At 69.8% G+C, this 24,908-nt stretch carries 29 protein-coding genes; 16 read left to right on the top strand and 13 right to left on the bottom strand.

Features of this window, described 5'->3' with window-relative positions; genetic code table 11:
* Positions 1-46 precede the first annotated feature (46 nt).
* Positions 47-592, bottom strand: a complete 546-nt coding sequence (locus ACYVIO_RS25760) for a dihydrofolate reductase family protein (protein ID WP_460653445.1) — start codon at positions 590-592, stop codon at positions 47-49.
* Positions 593-696: 104 nt separating this feature from the next.
* On the opposite strand from ACYVIO_RS25760, the gene ACYVIO_RS25755 reads away from it, so the two are divergent.
* The 3 genes from ACYVIO_RS25755 to ACYVIO_RS25745 all read left to right on the top strand — a co-directional run bounded on the left by ACYVIO_RS25755 (position 697) and on the right by ACYVIO_RS25745 (position 3,206).
* Positions 697-1,125: a nuclear transport factor 2 family protein gene (locus tag ACYVIO_RS25755; protein ID WP_460653444.1), complete on the top strand. Its 429-nt coding sequence runs from the start codon at positions 697-699 to the stop codon at positions 1,123-1,125.
* Positions 1,126-1,236: 111 nt separating this feature from the next.
* Positions 1,237-2,193, top strand: a complete 957-nt coding sequence (locus ACYVIO_RS25750) for a hypothetical protein (RefSeq protein WP_460653443.1) — start codon at positions 1,237-1,239, stop codon at positions 2,191-2,193.
* Complete coding sequence (locus ACYVIO_RS25745) at positions 2,190-3,206, top strand: polysaccharide deacetylase family protein (protein ID WP_460653442.1); 1,017 nt, start codon at positions 2,190-2,192, stop codon at positions 3,204-3,206. The genes ACYVIO_RS25750 and ACYVIO_RS25745 overlap by 4 nt, the downstream gene beginning before the upstream one ends.
* Here ACYVIO_RS25745 and ACYVIO_RS25740 read toward each other — a convergent pair.
* The gene (locus tag ACYVIO_RS25740; protein WP_460653441.1) at positions 3,203-3,967 is read right to left on the bottom strand and encodes an SDR family NAD(P)-dependent oxidoreductase; all 765 of its coding nucleotides are present in this window, start codon (positions 3,965-3,967) and stop codon (positions 3,203-3,205) included. The two genes, ACYVIO_RS25745 and ACYVIO_RS25740, sit on opposite strands and share 4 nt — an antisense overlap.
* Positions 3,968-4,015: 48 nt before the next feature.
* Positions 4,016-4,810, bottom strand: coding sequence for a class I SAM-dependent methyltransferase (locus ACYVIO_RS25735; protein WP_460653440.1), 795 nt, complete (start codon positions 4,808-4,810; stop codon positions 4,016-4,018).
* A gap of 64 nt (positions 4,811-4,874) precedes the next feature.
* Here ACYVIO_RS25735 and ACYVIO_RS25730 point away from each other — a divergent pair, with 64 nt between their 5' ends.
* Positions 4,875-5,585, top strand: a complete 711-nt coding sequence (locus ACYVIO_RS25730; RefSeq protein WP_460653439.1) for a DinB family protein — start codon at positions 4,875-4,877, stop codon at positions 5,583-5,585.
* Between the two features lie 93 nt (positions 5,586-5,678).
* Here the strand turns inward: ACYVIO_RS25730 and ACYVIO_RS25725 are convergent, their stop codons facing one another.
* From ACYVIO_RS25725 to ACYVIO_RS25710, 4 genes are all read right to left on the bottom strand, one after another.
* Positions 5,679-6,191: a VOC family protein gene (locus ACYVIO_RS25725; protein ID WP_460653438.1), complete on the bottom strand. Its 513-nt coding sequence runs from the start codon at positions 6,189-6,191 to the stop codon at positions 5,679-5,681.
* A gap of 123 nt (positions 6,192-6,314) precedes the next feature.
* Positions 6,315-6,680 carry a hypothetical protein gene (locus tag ACYVIO_RS25720; RefSeq protein ID WP_460653437.1) on the bottom strand — a complete coding sequence of 122 codons (366 nt, stop codon included), beginning with the start codon at positions 6,678-6,680 and terminating at the stop codon, positions 6,315-6,317.
* A 94-nt stretch (positions 6,681-6,774) separates the two neighbouring features.
* Positions 6,775-7,755 carry a serine hydrolase domain-containing protein gene (locus tag ACYVIO_RS25715; RefSeq protein WP_460653436.1) on the bottom strand — a complete coding sequence of 327 codons (981 nt, stop codon included), beginning with the start codon at positions 7,753-7,755 and terminating at the stop codon, positions 6,775-6,777.
* Positions 7,756-7,837: 82 nt separating this feature from the next.
* Complete coding sequence (locus ACYVIO_RS25710) at positions 7,838-8,302, bottom strand: SRPBCC family protein (RefSeq protein ID WP_460653435.1); 465 nt, start codon at positions 8,300-8,302, stop codon at positions 7,838-7,840.
* A 151-nt stretch (positions 8,303-8,453) separates the two neighbouring features.
* On the opposite strand from ACYVIO_RS25710, the gene ACYVIO_RS25705 reads away from it, so the two are divergent.
* From ACYVIO_RS25705 to ACYVIO_RS25690, 4 genes are all read left to right on the top strand, one after another.
* A complete protein-coding gene (locus ACYVIO_RS25705; RefSeq protein WP_460653434.1) occupies positions 8,454-9,197 on the top strand; it encodes a GAF and ANTAR domain-containing protein in 744 nt (247 codons plus the stop codon).
* A gap of 108 nt (positions 9,198-9,305) precedes the next feature.
* Positions 9,306-9,626, top strand: coding sequence for a hypothetical protein (locus ACYVIO_RS25700; protein ID WP_460653433.1), 321 nt, complete (start codon positions 9,306-9,308; stop codon positions 9,624-9,626).
* A gap of 42 nt (positions 9,627-9,668) precedes the next feature.
* On the top strand, positions 9,669-10,472 hold the full coding sequence (locus ACYVIO_RS25695; protein WP_460653432.1) for an alpha/beta fold hydrolase: 804 nt from the start codon (positions 9,669-9,671) through the stop codon (positions 10,470-10,472).
* Positions 10,469-11,668 carry a PP2C family protein-serine/threonine phosphatase gene (locus tag ACYVIO_RS25690; protein ID WP_460653431.1) on the top strand — a complete coding sequence of 400 codons (1,200 nt, stop codon included), beginning with the start codon at positions 10,469-10,471 and terminating at the stop codon, positions 11,666-11,668. The genes ACYVIO_RS25695 and ACYVIO_RS25690 overlap by 4 nt, the downstream gene beginning before the upstream one ends.
* Here the strand turns inward: ACYVIO_RS25690 and ACYVIO_RS25685 are convergent.
* Positions 11,630-12,832, bottom strand: coding sequence for an MFS transporter (locus ACYVIO_RS25685; protein WP_460653430.1), 1,203 nt, complete (start codon positions 12,830-12,832; stop codon positions 11,630-11,632). The two genes, ACYVIO_RS25690 and ACYVIO_RS25685, sit on opposite strands and share 39 nt — an antisense overlap.
* Before the next feature lie 58 nt (positions 12,833-12,890).
* Here ACYVIO_RS25685 and ACYVIO_RS25680 point away from each other — a divergent pair, with 58 nt between their 5' ends.
* A complete protein-coding gene (locus ACYVIO_RS25680) occupies positions 12,891-14,435 on the top strand; it encodes an amidase (protein WP_460653429.1) in 1,545 nt (514 codons plus the stop codon).
* Between the two features lie 179 nt (positions 14,436-14,614).
* On the opposite strand, the gene ACYVIO_RS25675 is transcribed toward ACYVIO_RS25680, so the two are convergent.
* From ACYVIO_RS25675 to ACYVIO_RS25665, 3 genes are read right to left on the bottom strand one after another with little or no spacing between them, the layout of a single operon-like run.
* Positions 14,615-14,941 (bottom strand): hypothetical protein, encoded by a 327-nt coding sequence (locus tag ACYVIO_RS25675; RefSeq protein WP_460653428.1) that lies wholly within the window; start codon positions 14,939-14,941, stop codon positions 14,615-14,617.
* A gap of 44 nt (positions 14,942-14,985) precedes the next feature.
* Positions 14,986-15,804 (bottom strand): NADPH-dependent oxidoreductase, encoded by an 819-nt coding sequence (locus ACYVIO_RS25670; protein ID WP_460653427.1) that lies wholly within the window; start codon positions 15,802-15,804, stop codon positions 14,986-14,988.
* Positions 15,805-15,819: 15 nt separating this feature from the next.
* Positions 15,820-16,839, bottom strand: coding sequence for an aldo/keto reductase (locus tag ACYVIO_RS25665; RefSeq protein WP_460653426.1), 1,020 nt, complete (start codon positions 16,837-16,839; stop codon positions 15,820-15,822).
* Positions 16,840-17,020: 181 nt separating this feature from the next.
* On the opposite strand from ACYVIO_RS25665, the gene ACYVIO_RS25660 reads away from it, so the two are divergent.
* The 3 genes from ACYVIO_RS25660 to ACYVIO_RS25650 are packed head-to-tail and all read left to right on the top strand — an operon-like array spanning position 17,021 to position 19,694.
* Positions 17,021-17,602 (top strand): NAD-dependent epimerase/dehydratase family protein, encoded by a 582-nt coding sequence (locus ACYVIO_RS25660; protein ID WP_460653425.1) that lies wholly within the window; start codon positions 17,021-17,023, stop codon positions 17,600-17,602.
* A gap of 26 nt (positions 17,603-17,628) precedes the next feature.
* Positions 17,629-18,885 carry an MFS transporter gene (locus tag ACYVIO_RS25655; RefSeq protein WP_460653424.1) on the top strand — a complete coding sequence of 419 codons (1,257 nt, stop codon included), beginning with the start codon at positions 17,629-17,631 and terminating at the stop codon, positions 18,883-18,885.
* Positions 18,882-19,694, top strand: coding sequence for an HAD family hydrolase (locus ACYVIO_RS25650; RefSeq protein ID WP_460653423.1), 813 nt, complete (start codon positions 18,882-18,884; stop codon positions 19,692-19,694). Before ACYVIO_RS25655 ends, ACYVIO_RS25650 begins: the two co-directional genes overlap by 4 nt.
* Here the strand turns inward: ACYVIO_RS25650 and ACYVIO_RS25645 are convergent.
* Both ACYVIO_RS25645 and ACYVIO_RS25640 read right to left on the bottom strand, forming a co-directional pair.
* Entirely contained in the window at positions 19,684-20,964 is a 1,281-nt protein-coding gene (locus tag ACYVIO_RS25645; RefSeq protein ID WP_460653422.1) for a winged helix-turn-helix domain-containing protein, read from the bottom strand. The genes ACYVIO_RS25650 and ACYVIO_RS25645 overlap by 11 nt on opposite strands.
* A gap of 14 nt (positions 20,965-20,978) precedes the next feature.
* Entirely contained in the window at positions 20,979-21,449 is a 471-nt protein-coding gene (locus tag ACYVIO_RS25640) for a MarR family winged helix-turn-helix transcriptional regulator (protein ID WP_460653421.1), read from the bottom strand.
* Positions 21,450-21,537: 88 nt separating this feature from the next.
* On the opposite strand from ACYVIO_RS25640, the gene ACYVIO_RS25635 reads away from it, so the two are divergent.
* The 4 genes from ACYVIO_RS25635 to ACYVIO_RS25620 are packed head-to-tail and all read left to right on the top strand — an operon-like array spanning position 21,538 to position 24,854.
* The gene (locus tag ACYVIO_RS25635) at positions 21,538-22,581 is read left to right on the top strand and encodes an LLM class flavin-dependent oxidoreductase (protein WP_460653420.1); all 1,044 of its coding nucleotides are present in this window, start codon (positions 21,538-21,540) and stop codon (positions 22,579-22,581) included.
* Between the two features lie 29 nt (positions 22,582-22,610).
* On the top strand, positions 22,611-23,663 hold the full coding sequence (locus ACYVIO_RS25630) for an LLM class flavin-dependent oxidoreductase (protein WP_460653419.1): 1,053 nt from the start codon (positions 22,611-22,613) through the stop codon (positions 23,661-23,663).
* A complete protein-coding gene (locus ACYVIO_RS25625; protein ID WP_460653418.1) occupies positions 23,660-24,346 on the top strand; it encodes an NADPH-dependent F420 reductase in 687 nt (228 codons plus the stop codon). The genes ACYVIO_RS25630 and ACYVIO_RS25625 overlap by 4 nt, the downstream gene beginning before the upstream one ends.
* 49 nt (positions 24,347-24,395) lie before the next feature.
* On the top strand, positions 24,396-24,854 hold the full coding sequence (locus ACYVIO_RS25620; RefSeq protein WP_460653417.1) for a nitroreductase family deazaflavin-dependent oxidoreductase: 459 nt from the start codon (positions 24,396-24,398) through the stop codon (positions 24,852-24,854).
* Positions 24,855-24,908: the final 54 nt, after the last annotated feature.

Here is a 24,908-nt window from a genome sequence, read left to right as displayed (position 1 = left end):
CGGCTCGACTATCACTGCCTTCCTATCGACTGTCAATCGACGCGCGTCACGCTGTGTAGACGACGCCCAGACTCCCGCTCGGGAACGACCGCACGCTGCGCAGCTTCAGCTCGGTCCGGTCGGTCACGTCGAAGAACATCGAGCGCCCCCGCCCGACCACCATCGGGTGCACCTTGAACCAGTACTCGTCGACCATCCCCGCGACGACCAGCGCCCGCACGGTCTCGACTCCCCCGAACACGACGATGCTCTTGCCCTTCTTCCCCTTCAGCTTCCGGACCTGCTCGACCCCGTCGCCGGCCGCGAGCACCGCGCTGCCCCACGCGCTCACGTCGTACGAGTCGTCGCTGGACAGCACGTGCTTCGGCGTCCCGTTCATCCAGTCCGCCAGCTCACCCTCGGCGCTCGTCCAGTACGACGACATCTCCGGGAACGACTTCCGCCCGACCACGATCGTGTCCGCGGCCTGCATCAGCTCCCCGTTGAGCGTGCTCTCCAGCTCCTCGTCGTCGACCATGAAGTGCAGGTCGTTGTCCGGCCCGGCCATGAACCCGTCGACGGTGACGGAACAGAACACGATGAGTGATCTCATTGTCGGCTCCTTCTCGCAGATCCCTCGACGGTAACCACGTTCCCTTTCACGCTCCTGTCGAAGCTAGTCTCGGACGCCTTGACCGGTCGAGAGGGAGCAGACGAGTGGACACCGATACCGAACAGCTCGAGGCGATGGTGCAGGCGTTCTTCAGCGCGTTCACGTCAGGCGACGGCGTGGCCGAGCGGCTCGACGGCTTGCGCGCTCTGTTGCTGCCCACGGCCCTCATCGTCAAGACCTGCGGCGCCGAACCGGTCGCGTACGGCGTCGACGACTTCATCGCACCCCGCCAGGAGCTGCTGACCGGCGGCCGCCTGACCGACTTCCGCGAGTGGGCCGAGGACGGCCGCACCGAGGTGTTCGGCGACATCGCCCACTGGTTCGGTGCCTACGGCAAGTCCGGCGTCCAGGACGGCGAACCGTTCACCGGCCGCGGCATGAAGACGATCCAGTTCGTCCGTACGACGGCCGGCTGGCGCATCTCGTCGGCGGCCTGGGACGACGAACGCGACGGCCTGACCGTCGGCCAGTAGAAAGACACACCGACACGGCGTGGTCACGTTGTGCGACGGCGTGATCACGCTTAGCGTGAAACGTAGGTACAGCCACGTGCCTCATCACCTTCTGGGGAATCGGGTGTACCTGTGGCTGTTCGACCTCTGCTGGCTTCACTGCTCGTCTTCTCGCTCGCCGTCGGTTGCGCCGATGTGGAGGCCGATGTCAGCGCGTCCGACCGGCCGGCCAAGAAACCGAGCCCGAGCGCGCCGGCCGCTCCCGCGCAGCCGCCGAAACCGAAGCCGAAGCCCTTGCCGCAGCTCCCCCGCGGCGGCCGGAGTCTGTTCCCGACCCATCAACTCGTCGCCTTCGTCGGCGCGCCGGGCGCCCCTGCGCTCGGACCGCTGGACAGCAACCTCGAGGAACGCGCCCGCCGGCTCGAGAAGCTCGCGACGTCGTACCGGGGTGGTCGCACGATCCTCCCGGTGATGGAGCTGATCGTCGTCACCGCGCAGGGCGCCGCCGGCAGCGACGGCAAGTACCGCAGCCGGATCGATCCGAAGCAGATCGACCGCTATCTCGCCGTCGCGCGGAAACACAAGATGCTGCTGATGCTCGACGTCCAGCCCGGCCAAGCCAAGCCGCTGGACGAGGTACGCCGCCTAGAACCGTGGCTGCGCCAGCCGGACGTCGGCCTCGCTGTCGACCCCGAGTGGCAGGTCGGCCCCGGCCAGGTCCCGGGCCGCGTCTTCGGACGTACGTCGGGTGCCGAGCTCAACGAGATCGGCGCCTACCTGTCCGCGGTGACGACCAAGTACCGGCTGCCGGAGAAGCTGTTCGTGTTCCATCAACTGACCGCGAGGATCGTCACCAACGAAGCCGCGCTGCGCCCGCACCGCGGTGTCGCGCTGATCAAGTCGGTCGACGGCATCGGCACGCGCGGCGCGAAGGAAGCGACGTACCGCGGGCTGGTGACCAAGCTGCCGAAGGGCGTCCACACGGCCTTCAAGCTCTTCTACGTCGAGGACACCCGGCACGGCCCCTTGATGACACCGGCGCAGGTCCTCGCGCTGAAGCCGCGGCCCGAGCTGGTGATCTACGAATGAGCGACAGTACGCCGGTACGCCGCGCACCGCTCCCCCGCCGCGCGTTCCTCGGCATCGCCGCCGCGGCCGTCGTTGCCGGGTGCAACGACACCACGATCCCGGACGCCGCGCCGGTCGTCGACACCGACCATCCACCGACGACGCCAACCCCCAAAGCCCCCGAGGCGCCGAAGCCGGTGACCAGCCGCCCGCCCGCGCCCAGCGAGCTCGGCGTGATCCCGGTCCTCATGCACCACCGCCTCACGCCGAACGTCAGCGGCGAGTACGACATGACGCCGGCCTTCTTCCGCGCCGAGCTCGAACGCCTGTACCACGAGGGCTACCACCCGATCCGCACCATCGACCTGGTCCGTCGCGACCTGTCCGCCGTACCGGAGGGCAAGACCCCGGTCGTGCTCACCTTCGACGACAGCACGCCCGGCCAGTTCGCCCTCGACAAGGCCGGGCGCGTCGTCCCCGACACGGCCCTGGGCATCATGCTCGATTTTCAGACGCGCTACCCCGACTTCCCCGCCGTCGGCTCGTTCTACCTCAACAAGTCACCGTTCGGCCTGCAGGGCAGCGAGATCCCCCGCGCTCTCAAGTACCTGTACGACGCCGGCTGCGAACTCGGGAACCACACCTGGGACCACCCCAACCTCCACCACCTCAGCACCGCCCAGGCCGAGAGCGAGATCGGCCGGCTCGCCGCGATGATCACCACCGCAGTCCCAGCCGCGGCCCCGCGGACACTCGCGCTGCCGCTCGGCGTCCACCCGCGCGACCGCCACGTCCTCGCTTCCGGAGGACACGGCGGTACGGCGTACAGGAACGAGGGCGTGCTGCTGGTCGGTGCCGGACCGTGCGCGTCGCCGTACAGCAAGAGCTTCGACCCGATGGCGATCCCGCGGATCCGCTGCAGCTCGTACCAGGGTGGCCAGGGCGATCTCTTGATGGACTACTGGCTCGACCGCCTGTCGCACCAGAAATTCATTGCCGCGAGCAACAACAGCGGAGTCGTTGCCCAGGGCTAGAACTGCACCCCGCGGGTCAGGGCGCCGTCGATGACCAGGTTGGTGCCGCTCACGAAGCTCGCGGCCGGGCTGGCGAGGAAGACGACGCCGCGCGCGATCTCGTCGGGACGGGCCATCCGGCCGGTCGGGTTGAGCGCGAGCGAGTCGGCGAACAGTTGCGGGTTGCCGCTCTCGACCGACTCCCAGACGCCGCCCGGGAAGTACGTGTTGCCCGGCGAGACAGTGTTGGCGCGAATCCCCTTGCCGGCCAACTGGAAGGCCAGGCCCTGGGTGTAGTGCACGATCGCGGCCTTGAACGTGCCGTACGGACCGGCCGCGAAATCGATCTCACGCGCGGACACGCTCGACACGGTGACGATCGACGGCGCCTGGCTCCGGCCGAGGAACGGCATCGCCGCGTCGACCATCCGGACGGTCCCCATCAGGTCGACCTCGAACGACAGCTTCCAGGGCTCCTCGCCCTCGATGCCGATCGCGAGCGCACTGACGTTGGCGACCACGATGTCGATCCCGCCGAGCTCGGCCGCGCTGTCGTTGACCCACTGGATCAGGGCCGGCCCGTCGCCGATGTCCAGCGCCGTACCGGTGACCGTCGCGCCGCCGTCCTGCAGCTCCTCGACGGCAGCGGTCACGTCGCTCTCGGTCCGCGCGCAGAAGGCGACCGACGCACCCTCGGCGACCAGCCCTTCGACGACCGCCCGCCCGATGCCCTTCGTCCCGCCGGTCACCAGGGCCCGCAGGCCCTTCAGCTGGAGATCCACCGTCCACCACTCCTTCGCCGAGTCAGCTCTTGGTGCACAGTATGCGGTCTACCCTGCGGCGGGCTTCCTCCCGATCGAGACCAGATAGTCGGCGGGGATGCGCAGCGTGCCGTCGGTGGCGGTGTTCCACTCCTTGTCGTAGGCAAGGAGGTCGTCGTGAAGGGCCGGCCAGGCGTCGCCGAGGGCCTGGCGGGCGAGGACCAGCGGGCCGAAGTTCTCGGCGTACAGGTCGGCGAACCTCTCGACGGTCGGCGCGGCCAGGACCAGCGTGTCGGTGTGGAAGGTGAGGTCGACACCGGGCAACATCGCCCGGACCTGGTCGGGGTCTCCCCAGGCGGTCGGCGGCGGGCCGGAAGGCGCGAACGGGAGATGCCGGGCGACCACCGCGAACAAGCTCCCGGAGTACCCGGTCGGCGTCCAGGTGGCCAGCGCGATCGTGCCTCCGGGCTTGCAGACCCGGATCAGCTCCGCGCCCGCCTTCGCCTGGTCCGGCGCGAACATGTGCCCGAACGTCGAGAAGACCCGGTCGAACCGGCCGTCCTCGAACGGCAGGTTCTCGGCGTCGCCCTCGACCCACTCCAGCTCGACGCCCGCCTCGGCCGCGCGTCGCCGGCCGGCGACGAAGTGCTGCGGGATCAGGTCGCAGCCGACGACGTTCGCGCCGCGCTGCGCCGCCGGGATCGCGATCGAGCTGCCCGACCCGGTCGCGACGTCGAGCACGTCGACGCCTGGTCCGACCGGGACCTCGTCGAGCAGCCTGGGTCCCACGGAGGCGATCAGGGTGGCGATCGCGTCCCACGTTCCGGCGCCCCAGATCGCCCGGTTCACCTCGTACTGGTCCATCCGCTCATCATCTGGTCTGATTCGCGGAAGGGGAATGTCCGGCAATGGTTTTAAGGTGAGCGGCATGAACGAGACCGTGGTGCGCAAAGTGGCGTTCAGTGACCTGCAGGTTCGCGGCGGCAGCCTGTACCGGACCAAGCTGTACGGCGTGGAGCTGTGCGACCTGGAGATCCACGGCGAGGTGCAGAACGTCGTCGTGAACGGCGTCGACATCGCGCCGCTGATCGACGCCGAGCTCAACCGCCGTACGCCGGAGCGCGCGAAGATGCGTCCGTCCAGTGCCGACGAGTACCGCGAGGCGTGGGAGATCCTCGAGCGGCTGTGGGCCGGGACGGTCGAGCGCGCGAAGACGTTCTCCGAGGACGACCTGCACCGCAACGTCGGCGAGGAATGGTCGTTCGTCCAGACGCTGCGTCACCTGTGCTTCGCGAGCGACGCGTGGGTCGGGCGGATGATCCTCGGCGATCCGTCGCCGTGGCACCCGCTCGATCTCCCCTGGGACGAGGCGCCCGGCTGGCCCGGCATCCCGTGGGACCGCGAGGCCCGGCCGCCGTTCGACGAGGTGCTCGCACTCAGGGCCGAGCGACAGGCGATGGTCCGCAAGGTGATCGCGTCACTCACCGACGAGCAGCTGGCGTCGACCGTCTCCCAGACCGCGCCCGGCTGGCCGATCATCGAGGACCTCCCGCTGCAGGAATGCCTCCAGATCGTCCTCATCGAGGAGTGGGAACACCGCCAGTACGCCGAACGCGACCTGACGATCCTCGAAGGCTAGAACCCAGCCCCGCCGTCCCGCCCCAACCTCCGACACCCTCCGACGCCCTCCGACGCCCTCCGACGCCCTCCGACGAACAAATACCAGCCCCCGTCAGGGCCGAGAAATCCCCACCCCACTCAACGCCTCACGCCCGTACTTCTCCACCTCAGCAGCCAAGTCCAGCGGCGCGACACCAGCCTTGTTGCGATCGGCATCAGTCAACAGCTCCGCCGGAATGATCCAGACGATCTCGAACTCCAGCCCGTTCGGATCCTTGCCGTACAACGACTTCGTCGTCCCATGATCCGACTTCCCCACCAGCGCCCCCGCGGCAGCCAGCGTCTCCTCCAGATCGACCAGATCGCCGAGCGTGTCCACCTCCCACGCCAGGTGGTACAGCCCAACCGTCGACCGCCCCGCCTGCGACGGTCCCGCCTGCGCACCGAGCTCGAACAGCCCGAGGTCGTGGTCGTTCGTCGACCCCGGCGCCCGCAGGAACGCCCCACCCTTGAAGCTGTCCCCGACCTCGGTGTACCCGAAGCCGAGCACGTCGCGGTAGAACGCGACACTCGCCGCCAGATCCCCGACGTACAGCACCGCATGATTCAGCCTGAAGATCGCCATGTCCTCAACTCCCTGGTCGCCGCTTCCCACCAGACTAGTTGAGCCCTCAATGTCAAGACGAAGTCGACCCGCGCTGCGCGGGAGCGGCGCCTCTCCCCGTGTCTGAGGCGCCGCCCGCTCAGGTCAGGCGCGGCAGCGGTTGTCCGGGTGGACGCTGCCTCCGTCGTTGAGGTTGCCGTTGTACATCCAGCCCTCGACGTTCGTGTTCGCGACGCGGACGTAGGTCCACTTGTGGCCTGCCGAGTTCTCGACCCAGCAGTGGTAGAACAGGTCGGTCCCGGTCCCGATCGTGCGGACCACTCCGCAGCCTTCGGACGGGCCGACGCGCAGCGGCGACGAGGACTTCACTCGCCCCGCGGCGGGGCTGAGGTTCTGCGTGGCCGGCCGGTTGCACGCGGCCTCGGCGGTCTGCGTGCTGACGACAACGAACCCGCCGGCCAGCAACGGAACAGTCAGTACGGCGGCAGCGCCGCGCTTGATCTTGAGCATCAGGAACCTCCAGTGGGCGGGCCCCGGCGGGGCCTGGTCCGCACACCGTTGTCGGCCCGGCGAGAACCGGCAAACCCGTTGCAGGTTCCTGCAACTAGCTCCCCAGCAGGTCCGCCAGCACAGCGCTCGTCTCCGGCTCGCTCCCGCCACCTCCGGCCAGCGCCAGCGTCACCTGATGCGACAGGTCGAGCGAGTGGTAGCTGAGGGTCAGGTACCCGAAGATCCCACCCGTGTGCCCCCACAGCACGCGCCCGTCCGGCAGCGTCTCCTGCGCGATTCCCAGCCCGTACGCCGTGCCGTCGCCGTTCGGTACGCCGGTCAGCATCGCCGCCAACTCGGCCTCGCCGAGCAACGACCCATCCAGCACCGCCGCGTAGAACCGATTCAGATCCGCCGCCGTCGACACCAGTTGCCCGGCCGCCCAGGCCTGCGAGACGTTCACCCGCGCGAGGTCGACCAGCTCCCCCTCGACCTCCAGGTACGCGTGCAGTTGCGGATCCGGCAGGTCCACGTCATCCCCTGGCATCCGCGTCCGGGTCAACCCCACCGGCTCCAGGATCCGCGCCCGCACCTCGTCCTCGTACGAACGCCCGGTCACCGCCTCGATCAGCAGCCCCAGCGCGACGTAGTTGGTGTTGGAGTAGGCCCACTCCCCCGACCCCCGAGGCTTGGCCACCGCCCCCGCCAGCGTCTTCGCCGGATCCCAGTGCTCGAACCGGTCCCGGTAGATCCCCGCCGCATCCGGCAGGTCGTCGGTGTAGTTGTGCAGCCCACTCGTGTGATTCAGCAACTGCCGCAACGTCACGTCCCCCGGCACCCCCGGCAGCCACTCCGTCACCGCCTCGTCCAGCCGCAGCCGCCCTTCCCCCACCAACTGCAGCACCACCACCGCCGTGAACGTCTTGGTAACACTCCCCGCCCGAAACCACCCGGCCGGATCAACCGCGTCCCCACTCGCCCGCTCGGCCACCCCACTACCGCCGACCCACCGCCCCGCAGGCGACCGGCAGTCCAGCAGCACCCCCGTCGCCCCACCCGAAACCAGCGAATCCAGCACCCTCTGCAGCTTCTCCACGCCCGGAGGCTACCCGCGGCGCTGGTTCCTCGCGGGAAGCCGACCTACGATCCAGCGGCGTTGGTCCGAGCGTCTGAGCCACCTACTCCCGGGGTTGTTTGTCCGGCCGCTCGACAGTCGCCTTGATTCCGGCCAAGGTCCGCTCCAAGCCCTCCTCGATGGACGGCCCCTCCGCGTGTTCGGTGTGCAGGCGGACCGTCAGCTGAGCGGTGCCATCAGCGACGAAGTCGACCTCCAGCTCCCCGTGGTAGTCGTGCGGGCCCGGCGCCGACCAGCGAATCTTCCGGCCCTCCTCGACGATGTCGATCTCGGCCTCGCTCCGGACCTCCCGCTCGTCATCCACCACCGCGGCCACCTCGACCCGCTCGTGGACGGCCTCGCCGGGCTGCCGAGCCTCGGCGCCCTGCGACTTCGCCGACGGTTCGTCCAGGCGGTGCGCCTCGGTCATCTGCGGCAGGTACTCCGGCAGCCGCTCGACGTCGGACAGGTAGTCGAACAGCACGTTCGGCGCGACGTCCACCACCGTCGTCGCCTCGTAGTCACCCATCGAACCGGTCCTCTCCTTCGGCAAACCTGGTACGACGCCCGGTGACCCACGGCGGACCGCCGCAAACAGCGAACGACCGATGGATAACGACTCGGGAGCATCATCCGGGAGCTATGGCCGGGGCGAGGAGGGGGCCGTGCATCATATGGGCATGACTGAGCACGCCTCGGCCCCGGCGGTCGAGAAGCAGGTCCTGCAGGACGCTCTGGACCACGACGGTCCCGAGCCGATGCTGGCCACCGTTTTCGCGCAACTCGCCGTGGAACTGCACGACGCGGAGGGCGTGGACGAGACCGTGGACGCCGTCGTCCAGTTCGCCCTGCAGGCGGAGGCCTGCACGTACGCCGGGGTGATGCTGACCAGCCGAACCGGCTGGGAGATCGGCGCGGTCACCGACGCGCTGGTGGCGCGGATCTACCAGGAGCAGATCGACGCCGGCGACGGCCCGCTGCTCGCCGCGCTCACCAGCGGCACGACCGTGTACGTCGCCGACGTCGCGGCCGAGACACGCTGGCCGGGCTGGAGCACGCGGCTCACGTCGTACGGCGTGGGCTCGGTCCTGCACGTCCCGATGCTGGCCGCCGACCAGTTGATCGGCGTACTGAGTCTCTACAACGGTCACCCCGACGCGTTCAGCGCGGACGACGAGGCGATCGCGTACATCCTGGCCCGGCACGCGTCGGTCGCGGTCGCCGCCGCTCGCGACGGCGAGACGATGACGGCCGCGGTCGACGCCCGCAAGCTGGTCGGTCAGGCGATGGGGATCCTGATGGAGCGCTTCGACCTGGACGAGTCGCGCGCGTTCGAGATCCTCAAGCGGTACTCCCAGGACACCAACACCAAGCTCCGCGACGTCGCCCAGCACCTGATCGACACCCGGAAACTCCCCCAGTGAGCTGGTTCGTCCGGCCCGTGACGGATCCGTCATAGACCGGATGTATAACCCAACCTTGCTGTGGGCACCTAGGAGGGCGAGCGCTCACCAGCCTGGAGGACGACGCCCGTGACGGATCCGTACGCCGAGATCAACGGTCACCAGGTGATCGACCTGCACCGGGTCACCTCGGAGGGCCGGTTCTCCGCCGGGCCGGTCTGCATCCGCTGCGACATGCACTTCGTCGACCGCCAGGAGATCGCGGACACGGCCTGCCCGGTCCCGTTCTCGACCGGCAACCACGACCTGCTGGTGGACCCGGACGACGGCCTGCTCTACTGCACGCGCTGCCCCCTCGTGGCCTACGACCTCGCCGACGCCGCCGGCGAGGAGCCCTGCCCGGGTCCGGTGCGCGACCAGCAGCATCCGCGACGTACAGATCGCCGGTAAGCCGTCGCCGCAAGATCCGGACCAGGCTGCGAAGATGGCCGGGTGGACATCCTGCGCCGCAACAACGTCACCACGACCGGCAACCCCGACGGCCGCACGGTCCTGCTCGCCCACGGCTTCGGCTGCGACCAGAACATGTGGCGCCTGACCGTCCCGGCCCTGGCCGACGACTACCGGATCGCGTTGTTCGACTACGTCGGCGCCGGCCAGTCCGACCCGGCCGCCTTCGACGAGCAGCGCTACTCCAGCCTCGAGGGCTACGCCGACGACGTCGTCGAGGTCTGTACGGCGCTCGACCTGCACGACGCGGTCTTCGTCGGCCACTCGGTCAGCGCGATGGTCGGCGTACTCGCCGCCCGCAAGGCGCCCGACCGGATCGGCGCGCTGGTGATGGTCGCGCCTTCGCCGCACTACCTGAACGACGGCGACTACCGCGGCGGGTTCGGCCGCGACGACATCGACGAACTGCTGGCCTCGCTGGAGTCCAACTACCTCGGCTGGTCGTCGGCGATGGCGCCGGTGATCATGGGCAACGCCGACCGGCCGGCGCTCGGCGAGGAGCTGACGACCAGCTTCTGCGCGACCGATCCCGCGATGGCCCGGGTCTTCGCTCGTACGACGTTCCTGTCGGACTCGCGCGCCGACCTGGCGTCGGTCAAGGTGCCGACGCTGATCCTGGAGTCGACCGAGGACGTGATCGCGCCCCGCGAGGTCGGTGCGTACACGCACGCCGCGATCGACGGCTCGACGCTCGTCACGCTCGAAGCGACCGGCCACTGCCCGCACCTGTCGGCGCCGGAGGCAACCAATCGAGCGATCGCCGGCTTCCTCGCAGGCCTGAGGTGACGCTCGGCGACAGCGCCGAGGAGGTCTACGAGTCCGCGCCGAGCGGTCAGGTGTCGACGGCGATGGACGGCACGATCGTGATGATCAACGCGACGCTGCTCGGCTGGCTCGGACTTCGGCGGGACGCCGTGGTCGGGCGGATGCGGTTCGCCGACCTGCTGACGATCGGCGGCAAGCTCTTCCACGAGACCCACCTGGCGCCGTCGCTGCGGATGCAGGGCGAGATCAGCGGGGTCGCGCTCGAGCTGAAGCAGGACGACGGCGGCCGGCTCCCGGTCCTGATCTCGTCCGTGGTCAAGTACGACGCCGGCGAGCCGGTCCTGATCCGTACGACGGTCTTCGACGCGCAGATCCGCCGCGCGTACGAGGAGGAACTGCTCCGCGGCCGCCAGGTCGCCGAAGCCGCCCAACTCCAGGCCGAAGCCGATCGCGCGCAACTCCAGGACGCGCTCGCGGTCCTGCAACAGTCCTTGCTCCCCGCCCAGCTCCCCGACGTACCGGGCGTCGAGACCGCGGCGTACTACCACACCGCGTCGGCCATCCAGCTCGGCGGCGACTTCTACGACGTGTTCGCCGTCGACCGCGAACGCTGGGGCTTCTTCCTCGGCGACGTCTGCGGCAAAGGCCCGGCGGCCGCCGCTGTCACCTCGCTCGCCCGCTACACCCTGCGCGCGGCCGCGCTGCACGATCCCGGGTCGGCGCTCGCCACGCTCAACGCCGTACTGAACGAGCGCTACGCGACCGGCGACCCGCGCTACTGCACGGCGATCTTCGGCACCCTGATCCCCGATCCGGCGACCGGTCAGGTCGAGGTCGAGTTCGCCTCCGGTGGCCACCCGCCGCCGCTCCTGATCTGCGCCGACGGCACGGCCGGCTTCCTCCCGAGCGCGGACGGCACGCTGATCGGCATCCTCCCGACCGGTGAGTTCCCGCCGACCCGTCTGCGTCTGCAGCCCGGCGACACGCTCCTGCTCTACACCGACGGTCTCACCGAAGCCCGCGTCGGCGGCGACTTCTACGGCGAGCACGCCCTGCGAACGCTCGCCCTCCAGTACGCCGGTGCGCCCGCCGGTGAACTGGTGACCGCCCTCTCCGAACTCCTCACCAGCTTCGGAGAGCCGCTCGCGGACGACACCGCCCTGCTCGCGTTGAGCGCGCTAGCTCCGCGCGGCCCGTCGCTGAGCAGCCAGGCCTAGCGCCGCCACGACAACGATCGTCGCGCCGTACCCGATCACCGTGTGCTGCAGCCCGTACGGCGCCGCCAGCTGACCCGCGATGATCGACGGCACCCCGAACGCCAGGTACGCGATCACGTAGATCGCCGCGATCAGCCCGGCCCGCTGGTGCGGCTCGGCCAGCGGCACGATGATCCGCAGCGCGCCCGAGAACGACGCCCCGAACCCGAAGCCTGCGATCAGCTCACCGATCAGCATCGTGGTCAGGCTCCCGCCCGCGACTCCCGCCGTGATCACCACGCCACCGACCAGCGTCGCCATCCCACCCAGCAACGTCGTACGCCGGGCCGCGAAGCGAGCCATCACCACGCCGACCACCGCGGCCGTCGCCGGCGCGACGAACCCGCTGAGCCCGTTGATCAGTCCGCTGTCGATCCTGAAGATGTTCCGGATGATCGTCGGCGCCAGGCCCATGAACAGCCCGGCCAGCATCCACGCCGCCACATGCACCGGTACGGCGGCCGCGAACTCGCGCCGGGCCGCCGCCGGTACGGCGACCTGCGGAGCCAGCGACCGGAGCGCACCGGGCGCCCTGCTGACGGTCTCGCCGGAGAACGCGACGACCGCCGTACCGAGCACCATGATGATCGAGAGCGCGGTGAACACGATCGTGTTCGCGGCGGTGCTGAACTGGATCGCCGCGCCGGTCAGCAACGCGCCGAGACCGAGGCCACCGGTGGGCGCGACCGACCCGATCACCGTGCCGAGCCGCTTGTGCCGGGCGGGCGCCAGCTCGACGATCGAGGCCGTGAACGCGCTGGTCGCAGCGCCGGTCGCGAGTCCCTGGACGACGCGGGCGGCGATCACCCAGCCGATGTCCGGTGCGACCAGGAACATCACCATCGCCGCGAGCTCGACCAGCACCGCGCCGATCAGCACGGGCCGGCGGCCGATGTGGTCCGACAGTGAGCCGGTCGTGAGCAGCGCAGCCAGCAACGCGAGCGAGTAGACCGCGAAGGCGATGGTCAGCACGTCCGGCGAGAACCCCCACTGCTTCTCGTAGAGGACCAGCAGCGGCGTCGGAGCGCCCGCCGCCAGATACAGCGCGGCGAACGCGAGAGCGGCACCGGCAAAGGCGACCCCCGGTGGCAGCACCCGACGCTGCATCACGGCCTGCTGCGACACGAAGACACTCCTCCTGGCTGACTTTACCGACTAATAGTCAGAGCGTAACCTCCTAGCTATGGACACATCAAGTCAGCTCCCGGCGACCGAGCCCGCCGAGGAGCGTCGCGCCGGCCGGATGTCGGCGACCGAGCTCGCCGTGGAACTTCGCGCCGGGCAAATGTCCGCGACCGCGCTCGTCGCCGAACTTCGCGGCGGCCGTACGTCGGCGGTCGAGGTCGCCGAGGCCGCGATCGCGCGGATCGAGCGCCTGGACCCGGCGATCAACGCCGTCCCGGTCCGGGACTTCGACCGGGCCCTGACCGCGGCCCGCGCCGCCGACGCCGCGCGTGCCCAGGGCGACGACCGGCCGCTGCTCGGCATCCCGGCCACGGTCAAGGAGTCGTTCAACGTCGCCGGGCTGCCGACGACGTGGGGCCTGCCGCCGTACAAGGACTTCGTCGCTCAAGACGACGCACTCGCTGTCGCACGTCTGCGCTCGGCCGGAGCGGTGATCCTCGGCAAGACCAACGTCCCGGTCGCGCTCGGCGACCTGCAGACCTCCAACCCGTTGCACGGGACAACGAACAACCCCTGGGACCTGACCAGGACGCCGGGCGGGTCGAGCGGCGGATCGGCCGCCGCCCTGGCCGCCGGCTTCGGCGCCCTCTCGATCGGCTCGGACATCGCCGGCTCGCTGCGCGTCCCAGCTGCCTTCACCGGCGTCTACGCCCACAAGCCGTCGTACGACCTGCTGCCGTCCCGCGGCCACATCGCTCCCCCGGCGGCCCCGCTCACCTACCGCCGCGACCTGACCGTCATCGGTCCAATGGCCCGCAGCGCCGAGGACCTCATGCTCCTGCTCGATCTCCTCGCCGAGCCCGACGAGACCGGCCTCGGTCTCGCGCACCGCCTCGACCTTCGCCCGCCGCGGCACGACACCCTGACCGACTATCGCGTCCTCGTCCTCGACACCCACCCGCTGATCCCGACGGCCTCGGACGTCCGTACGGCGATCGACCACGCCGCCGTCGACCTCGCGGCGGCAGGCGCGAAGGTCGATCGCCACAGCCCCCTGCTCCCTGACCTGACCGAGTCGGCCAGGCTCTATATGAGGCTCCTGCTCGCCTCAATGGCCGCCGGCTACCCGGCCGCCGCCTACGAACAGGCCCGATCGGTTGCCGCAGGCATCGATGCCGACGACCACAGCCTGGCCGCCGAACGAGCCCGCGGCGCGGTCCTCTCCTACCGCGACTGGATCGCCGCCGACGCCCTCCGCGCCCGGCACGTCGCCCAGTGGACCGACCTCTTCCGCCAGTACGACGTCGTCATAGCCCCCGCCTCACCGACCACGGCCTTCCCCCACGACCACAACCCAGATCAGTGGTCGCGCAAACTCTCCATCGACGGCGTCGCCCGCAACTACGCCGACCAACTCGTCTGGTCCGGCCTCGCGAGCACCACGGGCCTCCCCGCGACCGTCGCCCCGATCGGCCTCACCCCAGCCGGCCTACCGGTCGGTGTACAACTCATCGGCCCCCTGTACGAGGACCGCACGCCCATCCACTTCGCCCAACTCATGGCAGAGCAACTGGGCGGCTTCACCCCTCCACCACTGGTCTGAGCGGACAGGCCACATCCACCGAGCACGCCGAAACCCACCTTGAGCACCATCCAGCCGCCCGGAGACCGGAAATGTGGCTGGATGGTGCTCAAAGTGGTGGTCGGGAGGCCGGCGTCGGGCCCGGTGGGAGAGGTTGGGCCCGGTGGGCGAGGTCAGGCCCCGCGGGCCGTGATCGGGCCCTAGGGCTGCTCGGCGCCGGCGGCTGTCGTGGCCAGCTCCGCCGTCTCGGGGATCATCGAGACCCCGCGCGCGGCAGCCGCCTCCAATGCCTCCCGGGCCGGGGCCGCCATCCAGCGCAGCGGCTGGTCGAGCACCCGGGCCACGGTCGACTCCTCCAGGTGCAGGATCTCGGCCACCCGGCGCAACGCGTCCGGCTCGTCGGTTGCCGAGTACAACAGATGGACCACCTCGTGGCGATGTGCGTAGACGCTCAGCGTCGCGGCCGCCAACCCGGGATCGACCGTGTCCGGCCGAACCTCCTCAACACTGTCCCCGTGAGTCTTCATGACCTGACAACGGATGAGTGGTCCAGTCCGTCACGCGAGCGCTCTCATCGGAGCTGGAAGCCCTTCACCCGGAGCGCCTCGCGCAGGTGTTCGCGACCCTTCAGACCGGCCACGCTGCCGAAGCGGGCCGCCACCCGGCTCACCCACCCCTGAGGCATCCCCGCGGCCACGTAGTACCGGTTCAGCAGCTCCTCGTAGGCATCGACGTGTGCCGCCTGGGGCTCCAGCGCGTACCGCTCGTGGTGCAGCACCGCCTCCTGCGGCAGCCGCGGCTTCACCGACGTCTCGTCGTACCGGTCGGGATGTCCAACAGTCAGCCCGAAGACGGGGAAAACGTTCGCCGGCAGCTCCAGCTCCGCCGCGACCTCCAGCGGCCGGTTGCGAATCGCGCCGACGAACACCGTGCCGAGCCCGAGCGACTCGGCGGCCAGCGCTGCGTTCTGCGCCGCCAGAGCAACGTCCACGAACCCGAGCAGCGCTGCCTCGACGAAGTCCGCACCCTCCGACGACGCCTGACCGATCTGCTCGGTCACGTGCCGCGCGCGAGCGAGGTCCGCGAGCCAGACGAGCAGCAACGGCGCCTGCTTGATGAAGTCCTGCTCTCCGGCCAGCTCCGCCAGCCGGGCGCGACGATCGTCATCCCGTACGGCGACCACGCTCCACAGCTGGAGATTGCCCGACGTCGGCGCCGACTGCGCGGCGGCGATCAGCGCCGTCAGCGTCTCGTCGGAGACCGGATCAGGCCGGTAGCTCCGTACCGACCGGTGCGCCAACTGCTGGGCGATCACCTCGGTCCACGCAGCCGGCGGCACCTCCTCAGCGCCGTACCGCAAACGAAACGAAGCTTCAGGTGAAACGGTCACAACCACTCCCCTAGGTCAGGCACGTTGACCCGTGCCGTGGACACCATGCTCGTCGATCAGCTTCAGCTCCGCGTCGGTCAGCGGCGGGAAGTCGAGCGCGGCGAGGTTGTGGTCCAGCTGATCGGTCGAGCTCGCGCCGATCAGCGCCGTCGTCACCTCCGGCCGTCGCAGCACCCACTGCAGCGCCAGCTGCGCGAGCGACTGACCGCGCTCGTGCGCGATCTTGCTCAGCGCGGTCGCGCGCTCCCGGTAGACCGGGTCGATCTGCTCGGGCGACAGGAACGTGCTGTTGGCGGCCCGGGCGCCCTCCGGGATCGTGCCGTCGAGGTACTTGTCGGTCAGCAGCCCCTGCGCCAAGGGGCTGTAGGCAACGAGTCCGAACCCGTCCGCGGCCGCCTGGTCCAGCAGGCCGGAGCGTTCCGGCGTACGGTCGAAGATCGAGTACCGCGGCTGATGCACGAGCAGCGGTACGCCGGCCTGCCGCAGCAGTTCGGCGGCCGCATGCGCCTGGTCGGTCGGGTAGTTCGACACTCCGACGTACAGGGCCTTGCCCTGCTGGACCGCGCTCACCAGCGCGCCGACCGTCTCCTCGAGCGGAGTCGTCGCGTCGGGCCGGTGGTGGTAGAAGATGTCGACGTAGTCGGTGCCGAGGTCCCGCAGGCTGTGATCCAGCGAGCTGAGCAGCGACTTGCGCGAACCGCCTTTGGCGTAAGGGCTCGGACTGATCGGGTTGCCGGCCTTGGTGGTGATCACCAGCTCGTCCCGGTACGGCGCGAGGTCGGTGCGCAGCAGCTGCCCGAGGAACTTCTCCGCGCCGCGGAACGGCGGGCCGTAGCGGTTCGCGTTGTCGATGTGGGTGACGCCGAGGTCGAAGGCGTGCAGCACGATCTCGCGCTGCGTCGCGAACGGGTAGTCGGTGCCGAACTTCTGCCACAGCCCGAGCGAGACCGCGGGCAGGTCGAGCCCGGACCGGCCGGCCCGCCGGTACTCCAGCCGCTCGTAGCGGTCGCCGGCGGCGTGGTAGCTGGTCGTCATCTACGGGGTCCTCACCGAAACGTCGAATGTCCACTGGATCAGTAGTCATCGTAGGGACGCTCCCCCGGCGCCCGGACCGGCGTCCACGGGCCGGGATTTGCTGGCTTGACCAGTTGATAGTCAGGGGCGTACGGTGATCTTACCTGGACATCCAGTGTCCAGAATAACGAAGGAGAGAGCGATGAGGATTTTTCTGGCCGGAGCGTCCGGCGTGATCGGGCAGCGGCTCGTTCCCCTGCTGGTTCAGGCCGGGCACGTGGTCGGCGGGATGACCCGCTCGGAGAGCAAGACCGCCGCCCTGAAGGAGCTCGGCGCGGAGCCGATCGTCTGCGACGTGTTCGACCGTGACGCGCTGATCCTGGCGGTCAAGGAGTTCCGGCCGGACGTCGTACTGAACGAGCTGACCGACCTGCCCGACGACCTGTCGAACATCGACGCGCACGCCGAGCTGAACGCCCGGATCCGCACCGAGGGCAACCAGAACCTGATCGAGGCCGCCCGGCAGAGCGGGTCGCCGAAGATCCTGGCCCAGACCGTCGCGTGGCAGCTGCCGGACGGACCGGACGCGCTGGCCGTCGCCGAGCTGGAGAAGTCGGTGCTGGCCGAAGGCGGCGTCGTCCTCAGCTACGGGCAGTTCTACGGCCCCGGCACCTACAACCCCGAGAACGTGCCCGCCGAACCGCGGGTCCACCTCGACCGCGCCGCCGAACTGACGGTGAAGGCCCTCGACGCGCCGACCGGCGTCGTCCTCATCACCGACTAGTCCCCCGGTTCCAGCAAGGAGTCACCGTGTCCACCTCAACCCAGTCCCCCATCGTCCAGCGTCGCTGGACCCTGCCCACCGGCGTCGCCCTGGCCGGCATCGCGGTCACGTTCACGAGCCTGAACCTCGCGGCCGGATCGCTCACCCCGATGCTCGTCGAGTACCGCGACCAGTGGAACTTCGCACCGCAGCTGCTCACGCTGGCGTTCGCCGTGTACGCCGCCGGGTTCCTGGCCGCGGTCCTGACGGTCGGCTCACTGTCCGACCACCTCGGCCGGCGACCGGTCCTGCTCGGCGCACTCGTCGTCCAGGTGGTGTCGAACCTGCTGTTCCTGTTCGCCCAGAACGTCGACTGGGTGATCGCCGGCCGGACCGTGCAGGGCGTCGCCGCCGGCGCGGCCACGACTGCCTTCACCGCGGCCCTGGTCGAGATCGCCCCGGCGCACCGCAAGGGGCTCGGCGTGATCCTGGGCAGCGCCGGGCTGACCGGTGGACTCGGCTTCGGCTCCTTGCTGGCCGGCCTCGCGATCCAGGTGAGCTCCGACGCGAACACGGTGATCTTCGTGGTCCTGACCGCGCTGACCGTGCTCGGCTTCGGAGTTGTCGCGCTGTCGCCCGAGACAGTCCGCCGTACGCCGGGAGCGCTGCGCTCGATGATCCCGAGGATCTCGTTCCCCGCGGCCACCCGCGCGGAGTTCGCCGCCTCGGCCCCGGTCGTCGCCGCGGTCTGGATGCTGGCCGGCCTGTCCGGCGGCCTCGCGCCGAGCATGGTGCGCAGCGTCTTCCACATCGACAGCGGCCTGATGAACGGCGTCGCCGGGTTCGTCCCGCAGACCGCGTCGTTCCTGATCGGCTTCGCGCTCGGCAAGGTCGACTCCCGGCGCGCGATGACGATCGGCATCTACGCCTCGGTCGTCGGCGCGGCCGGCATCATCACCGGCGTACTGGCCGGCAGCCTCGCCGTGATGATCATCGGGCAGGCCCTGGCAGGCATCGGCTTCGGCGCCTCGTTCACCGCGGCCCTCGCCCTCGTCTTCCCCCTCGCCGCTCCCCACCAGCGCGCCGGAGTCGTCGGCGCGGTCTACCTGATCGCGTACGTCGGTCTCGGCGTCCCCGTCGTCATCGCCGGCCAGCTGACCTCGACCCTCGGCGAGATCCCCACCGTCACCTGGTACACGGGAGCGGCGATCCTGCTCTCCCTCATCAGCCTCGCCGGCCAGCACCGCATCAAGCGCACCACCCCCAAGCCCACCCCCGCCCACCGGGCCCACGTACCGGCATGACCGAAGCTCCGTGGCTCGTCGCCCTCGACATCGACGGCACGACCCTCCGCGAGGACGGCACGGTCAGTACGGCGGTCGCGGCCGAGATCACCAAGCTCCACCAGGCCGGTCACGAGCTCATGCTCGCGACCGGCCGGTCGCCGGCCGCCACCCTGCCGGTCCTCGATCTGCTCGGCATCACGCCACGCTTCGTGGTCTGCTCCAACGGCGCGACCACCCTCGAACGTGATGCCGAGGGCAACTACCAGCGAGTCTGGGTCGAGACCTTCGACCCGACACCGGTGCTGAAGTCGATCCACGCCCACCTCCCGGACGCCCGGTACGCGATCGAGGACGAGCACGGCCACTACCTGTTCACCGCGCCCTTCCCCGGCAGTGCGATCGGCCTCGACAGCGAGCACGAGGAGTACGTCGAGTTCGAGGCCCTCCTGAACCGCACGGCCTGCCGCGTCGTGGTCGTCTCTCCCGGCCACGACCTCGACGACTTCCTGCGGGTGGTCGAGCGGATGGGACTGCGCCGGGTGAGCTTCGCGATCGGCTGGTCGGCCTGGCTCGACATCGCCGCCGACGGCGTCAACAAGTCCACCGCGATGGAACGCGTTCGCGCCGAGCTGGGCGTACCCCGCGAGCGGGTGATGGCCGTCGCGGACGGGCGCAACGACCTCGAGTTGCTGACCTGGGCCGCCGAGCACGGTCGCGGTGTCGCGATGGGCCACGCACCGGCCGACGTACTGGCTGCTGCTGGTGAAGTGACCGGCAGCATCGCCGAGGACGGTCTGGCTCAGGTCCTGGCCACGCTCACGAGCTGATCGCGCTCGCAACCCTCCGCCCGAAGGCTCCGCCGGCTGCCACCTGCACGCGATCGAGGTGCAGCCAGCGGGCCATCAGTTGCAGTTCGGCAGCTAGTGGCTCGACCAGATCGGCTTCCTTGACGCCGGACTCAGCGGTGAGGGTCGGGACGAGCAGGGTGGAGTTTCGGCGGTCCGACTTGAGGTCTACTCGGGCGACCAGGCGGTCGCCGAGGAGGAACGGCAGGACGTAGTAGCCGTGGACGCGTTGAGCCTCAGGCGTGTAGATGCTGATCCGGTAGAAGAAGTCGAACAGCCGCTCGGTGCGGGCGCGGTTCCAGATCAGGGTGTCGAACGGCGAGAGCAACGCCCGCGTGTCGACCGGGCGGTCCTCGGCCTCGGCCCACAAGTAGCTCTGCTGCTTCACACCGTCGACCTGTACAGGCACGAGATCCCCGGCATCCACCAGCTCGCCCACCACCCGCTTAGCCGTTGCTGTGGGCAACGGATAGTGCCCACGCGTCGCCCCGCACAACTCCCCCGCCGTCGCCACCCCGAGAGACCGCGCCGCGATCCGCACGAACTCGCGCCGCGCCTCGTCGTCGTCCACCTCAGGTACGTCGGTCGGCAGCACCCGCTCGGTCACGTCGTACAGCCGCTCGAAGTGCCGCCGCCCCGCGATGGCCACCCGTCCGGTCGCGAACAGGTACTCGATCGCGATCTTCGCGTCCTGCCAGTTCCACATCTTTCCCGTCGACGGATCCGGATCCGGGTCGCTCCGCTTCCGCCGTACGCCGTCGCGATCGGCCTCGCCCGCCGTGATCGGCCCCTGATCGGAAACCATCGCCAGCACGTCGTCGACCAACCGCGGCCGCTCTACGCTCAGCCGCCGCATCCCGACCACCACCGACCACGGCACCTGAAGCTCCGGGTCCAGCGGCTCGTCCCACACCTGCCGCTCGGCCACCCGCATCCGCCATCGCGCCAACGGGTACGACGCCACCGGCAGCAGCGCCGCCTTGTGCCCCCAGAAGTACTCGAACAGCTCGCCGCCACCCCAGCACATCCGGTCCAGCCGCTCCCGCGAGTAATCCCCCACCCGCGAGAAGACCGGCAGGTAGTGCGACCGGCACAGCACGTTCACGGAGTCCACCTGCAGTACGCCGACCCGCTCGACAACCCGCCGTACCTGCCGAACGTCCGCGCGCCCAGGCCGCGCCTCACCGAACCCCTGAGCACGCAACGCGATCCGCCGCGCCGCCTCAACCGAAACCGCCGGACCGACCGCCATACGCCCGAATCTACTCAGCCGCGGTCCAAGTGACCCCGCAACGAGGCCGCCAGCTCGCCGGCCGCCTCGAGCTGCTCCGGCGTGAGCGCGTCGACGAACAGCTCGCGGATCGCCCGCAGATGCGGAACCGTCGCGGCCCTGAAAGCGCTCGCCCCGGTGTCGGTCAAAACAACCTCCGCGCCTCGGGTGTCGGTCGCGCACTCCTCCCGCCGGATCAGCTCCCGCCGCTCCATTCGTCCCAGGTGATGCGACAGCCGGCTGCGCTCCCACCCGATGCGCAGCGCGAGATCCGACGGACGCAGCCGGTGATCGGTCGCTTCGGACAGTGCCAGCAGTACGCCGTAATCGCCGCGCGACAGCCCCGACTCGTCCTGCAACTGAGCACCGAGCCGGGCGCGCAACGCGTCGGCGGTCTCGATGAAGTCCCGCCAGATCCGCAGCTGCTCACTGGTGGGAAGAATTCGCCGGGACACCGTGTTACTCATCTCGAACCTCCTGGTTGACGCGTCAACTCGAATGTATATGATTGACATGTCAACCCCAAGAGGCCACAACGTGAACGAGGTGACAGTGGTGACTGGTTTCGAGCTGGGTCTCGACTCCTTCGGCGAAGTAGCCACCGACGACGGCCGGATCATGTCCGACGCCGAGACCGTGCGGTTGCTGGTCGAGGAGGCGCAGCTGGCCGAGTCCGTGGGCCTGGACGCCTTCAACCTCGGCGAGCACTACCGCGAGGGCCACAACGACTCCGCGACCCCGGTGCTGCTGGCGGCGATCGCCTCCGCGACCCAGAAGATCGCGCTCGGGACGTCGGTCACGGTGCTCAGCACCAACGACCCCGTCCGGCTCTACCACGAGTTCTCCACCCTCGACGCGGTCTCGAACGGCCGCGCCCAGATCGTGCTCGGCCGGGCCTCGGCCATCGAGTCGTTCCCGCTGTTCGGGTACGACCTGGCCGACTACGAGCGGCTGTTCGAGGAGAAGCTCGACCTGTTCGCCCGCCTGCAGCGCGAGGAGAAGGTCACCTGGTCCGGCACCGTCCGGGCTCCACTGACCGGCCAGACCCTGCACCCCCAGATGCGCCCCGGCGGCATCCCCACCTGGATCGGCGTCGGCGGTACGCCGAACTCGGTCCTGCGCGCCGCCCGGTACGGCCTGCCCCTGATGATGGCGATCATCGGCGGCCGCCCGCAGCGCTTCGCCGGCAACGTCGCCCTGTACGAACGGGCGCTCGACGATCTCGGCAAACCCCGGCTCCCGATCGGCCAGCACTCGCTCGGCATGGTCGCGGAGACCGACGAGGAAGCCGTCGAGACCTGGTGGCGCTACTGGCAGCCGGTGGTCGAGAACCTGTCCCGCGAACGCGGCTTCTACGCACCGAGCAAGGAGCGCTACCTGGACGAGGTCGACACCGGTGCGTTGTTCGTCGGCTCGCCGGAGACGGTCGCGCAGAAGATCGCGACCATGGTCCGCGACCTGCACCTGAGCCGCTTCGACCTCAAGTACGACGTGATGTTCCTGCCGCGGGACGCCCGGGCCCGCACCATCGAGCTGCTCGGCCGCGAGGTCGCACCGCGCGTCCGCGAGCTGCTCGCCGTACAACCCACCACCGTCTGAATCCCTTTACTACAAGGAGCGCAGTACCCGTGACAGATCTCGAGTTCGGACTCGACACCTTCGGCGACGTCCCGCAGGACGACAACGGTCAGCTGGTCTCGCACGCCGTGGCGATCCGCCAGGTCGTCGAGGAGGCCGTCGTGGCCGACGAGCTCGGCGTCGACGTGATCGCCCTCGGCGAGCACCACCGCCCGGAGTACTCGGTCTCCTCCCCGGAGACCGTGCTGGCCGGCATCGCGACCAGGACCAACCGCATCCGTCTGGCCTCCGGTGTGACCGTGCTCAGCTCGGACGACCCGGTCCGCGTCTTCCAGCGGTTCGCGACCGTCGACGCGCTGTCCAACGGCCGCGCCGAGGTGATCCTCGGGCGTGGTTCGTTCACCGAGTCGTTCCCGCTGTTCGGCTACGACCTGGCCGACTACGACGTGCTGTTCGAGGAGAAGGCGGACCTGTTCGTCAAGCTGCTCGACGAGAAGCCGGTCACTTGGTCCGGTACGACGCGCGCGGCGCTGACCGACGCGGACGTCTTCCCCAAGACCGAGTCCGGCCGACTGAAGACCTGGATCGGGGTTGGCGGTTCACCGCAGTCGGTGGTCCGTACGGCGCACCACGGCCTTCCGCTGATGCTCGCGATCATCGGCGGCCAGCCCGACCGCTTCGCGCCGTACATCGATCTCTACCGCCGCGCGGCCGAGCAGTTCGGTACGACGGCGCACCCGGTCGGCATGCACTCGCCGGGCTTCGTCGCCGACACCGACGAGGAGGCGCGCGAGGTGTACTGGCCGCACTACAAGGTGATCCGCGACCGGATCGGGCAGCAGCGCGGCTGGCCGCCGATCCGCCGCGAGGAGTACCTGGCCGAGATCGAGCACGGCTCGCTCTACATCGGGTCGCCGGACACCGTCGCGGCCAAGATCGCGCGCGCGGTCAGCGCGGTGGACGTCGGGCGCTTCGACCTGATCTACACGAGCGGCACGCAGCCGATCGGTGCGCGGATGCGCGCGGTCGAGCTGTTCGGCGGCAAGGTGATCCCTCAGGTGCGCGAGCGCCTGGCCGAGCTCACCCCTGTGGAGACCGCATGAGCGCCACCGGCGTTCACACGATCGGGATCCTCGGCGCCGGCAAGGTCGGGACCGTGCTCGGCCGGCTGGCCGTTGCCGCGGGCTACAAAGTGCTGATCGCCGGTTCGGGTGAGCCGTCCAAGATCGCGCTGACCGTCGAGATCCTCGTTCCCGGCGCCGTCGCCACCACGGGAGTGGAGGCGGCGGCCCAGGCCGACCTCGTCGTACTGGCCCTGCCGCTCGGCAAGTACCAGGCGCTCCCGGTCGACCAGCTGCGCGGCAAGCTCGTCGTCGACGCGATGAACTACTGGTGGGAGATCGACGGCCACCGCGCGGACCTCACCGACCCGCGCACGTCGTCCAGCGAGATCGTCGCCGCGTTCCTCGACGGCGCGCGGGTGGTCAAGGGCTTCAACCACATGGGGTACCACGATCTTGACGAAGGCGCCCTGCCTGCCGGTACGCCGGGCCGGAAGGCGATCGCCGTTGCCAGTGACAACGCGTCGGACGTTGCCGTGGTCACCGAGTTCGTCGACGACCTCGGCTTCGACCCGGTCGTGCTCGACAAGCTCGCGGACGGCGTACGGCTGCAGCCTCGCGCCGAGGCCTTCGGCGCGAACCTGCCCGCCGACGAACTCCGCACGCTGCTCGACCGCTTCCCCGACAGCGAGCTCGGCCAGGAAATGGCCGCCGCCCGCAAGTGATCAGGAATCGAGAAGCAGCCGGGGGTGGCCCGCCACTAGCGTCTTCGGTATGACGAAGACAGAGCAGGTCGAGCGCAAGCCGGGTACTCCGGGACGGTTCTCGCGGTGGCTGCAGGTGAAGATGGGCGCCCGGGCGAGCCGGAAGATCCGCGACGGCAAGGGACAGATGATGGGCATGGACGTGCTCGTGCTCAACACCATCGGAAAGCGCAGCGGTGAGCCGCGGGCGACGCCGCTCGCGTGGTTCGCGGACGGCGAGTCGTGGCTGGTCGTCGCCTCCGGTGGCGGCAGCCAGCACCCGGACTGGCACGCGAACCTGACGGCCCACCCGGACCAGGTGACGGTCGAGTTCGCCGGCAAGGACGCCGTACCGGTGAAGGCGGAGCGTTTGGGCACGGCCGAGCGCGCTGAAGCGTGGAAGCGGATCGCCGAGGCGCAGCCGCGGATCGCGAAGTACCAGGAGAAGTCCGAGCGCGAGTACCCGGTCATGCGCCTCACCCAGCGGTGAGCGCCGCGGGCGGCTCGGCGGCCTGCTCGGCGCGCCCGGCTCTCCCCGCCCCCA

Source organism: Kribbella endophytica (genome assembly GCF_054781295.1).
This window is presented reverse-complemented; position numbering and strand designations above follow the sequence as displayed.